At 64.6% G+C, this 1,745-nt stretch carries 3 protein-coding genes; 1 reads left to right on the plus strand and 2 read right to left on the minus strand.

Annotation, left to right across the window (positions count from 1 at the left end):
• Positions 1-101 precede the first annotated feature (101 nt).
• Positions 102-506, minus strand: a complete 405-nt coding sequence (locus tag GGR45_RS19455) for a MerR family DNA-binding protein (protein WP_101750172.1) — start codon at positions 504-506, stop codon at positions 102-104.
• A gap of 72 nt (positions 507-578) precedes the next feature.
• Here GGR45_RS19455 and GGR45_RS19460 point away from each other — a divergent pair, with 72 nt between their 5' ends.
• Positions 579-1,346 (plus strand): glutaredoxin family protein, encoded by a 768-nt coding sequence (locus GGR45_RS19460; protein ID WP_017980773.1) that lies wholly within the window; start codon positions 579-581, stop codon positions 1,344-1,346.
• A gap of 21 nt (positions 1,347-1,367) precedes the next feature.
• On the opposite strand, the gene GGR45_RS19465 is transcribed toward GGR45_RS19460, so the two are convergent.
• On the minus strand, positions 1,368-1,745 hold a 378-nt coding region (locus tag GGR45_RS19465; protein ID WP_343051232.1), incomplete at its 5' end, for a copper-binding protein.

A 1,745-nucleotide genomic window follows, 5' to 3' on the forward strand; every position in this document is an offset into this window, starting at 1 on the left:
CCCGCTACGATCGGTGCCCAACCGCCTTCTTCTCCGCCGTCGCCCTCGCTGCCACCATCATCTTCTGGCTTTGATCAACGAGTCCTGACCCTAATCAAAGATCACTCAGTCGGTGAATCGAACGCTGTCAGGATTGGGCACGGCCCTGCCGATCCCGAGCCGCACTCGCTGGCAAGCCGACGCAGCGAAGCACGCGCCTGTTCAAGCTCGGCGATCTTCGCATCCAGCGCCGCCATCTGCTCATGGGCGAGCTGGCGCGCACGCGCGCGATCGTCGGTCGCATCCAGCGCCAGAAGCTCACCGATCTGCTCGAGCGTGAAACCGGCTGCCTGCGCCGAGCGGATGAAGCGAAGGCGGCGGGCGTCATCGGTGCCGTAGCGCCGGATGCCGCCTCCGGCGCCAGCCCCGGTCGGCCGGTCTGGCTCGTCCAGCAAACCGCGACGCTGATAGTAGCGCACCGTTTCGACGCCGACGCCGCCCTCGCGCGCGAGCGCCGCGATCGTCATGCCGGTCATGCCTTGACTCCGTACTATGGTACGGACCCTATATAGGCGGGGCGAGGATATTGGAGAAGCGGCATGGCGAGCGCCCCCGCCAAACAGGCGACGATCTACCGGATGGTGATGCCGGAACATACCTGCCCTTTCGGGCTGAAGGCGAAGGATCTTCTGCGCCGGGAAGGCTATGCGGTCGATGACCATTGGCTGATGACGCGGGAAGAAACCGACGCTTTCAAGGCGAAGCACGGCGTCAAGACGACCCCGCAGATCTTTATCGCCGGGGAGCGGGTCGGCGGCTATGACGATCTGCGCCGCTTCTTCGGCAAGATGGTCCGCGACCCCAAGGCCGTCACCTATCGCCCGGTGATTGCCGTGTTCGCGATGACGGCGCTGATGGCGCTCGCCGCCAGCTATGCGGTACTCGGCACGCCCTTCACGGTGCGGGCGGGTGAATGGTTCATCGCGTTCTCGATGTGCGCTCTGGCGATGCTCAAGCTCCAGAACGTCGAGAGCTTCTCGAGCATGTTCCTCAACTACGATCTGCTCGCGAAGCGCTGGGTGCCCTATTCCTATGTCTATCCCTACGCGGAAGGAGCGGCGGGCGTCCTGATGGCAGCCGGCGCGTTGACCTGGCTGTCGGTGCCCGTCGCGCTCGTTATCGGTACGATCGGCGCGGTGTCGGTGTTCAAGGCCGTCTACATCGACAAGCGTGAGCTGAAATGCGCGTGCGTGGGCGGGGACAGCAACGTGCCGCTCGGCTTCATCTCGCTCACCGAAAACCTGATGATGGTCGCGATGGCGCTGTGGATGATCGCTGCGCCGCCCGTGCTGGCGATGGCGCACTGACGCGAAGGTCGGCACGCGTCGTCAATGCGGGCTGATCGCCGTAACTTCTGCCGTCATACCCTTCGCCTTGGCGGTGAATGCGACCCGCTGCCCCGACCGCAGTCCCTTGAGCAGGGTCGGGGGGGATGCCCGGAAGGTCATCGTCATTGCGGGCCAGCCGATCGTCGGGATCGGGCCGTGCTTGATGGTTACGGTTCCACCTTTCGCGTCGACGGCAGTGATCGTCCCCGATCCGCTGCCGGATTTTACAGCCGATGCAGCCGGCCTGCTGCCTTGAGCAAGAGCGCTCGCTGCGATCGGCGTGACTAGGGTCAGGACTCGTTGATCAAAGCCAGAAGATGATGGTGGCAGCGAGGGCGACGGCGGAGAAGAAGGCGGTTGGGCACCGATCGTAGCGGG

The organism is Sphingomonas zeae, from assembly GCF_014197135.1.
GTDB classification, from domain to species: Bacteria; Pseudomonadota; Alphaproteobacteria; order Sphingomonadales; family Sphingomonadaceae; genus Sphingomonas; species Sphingomonas zeae.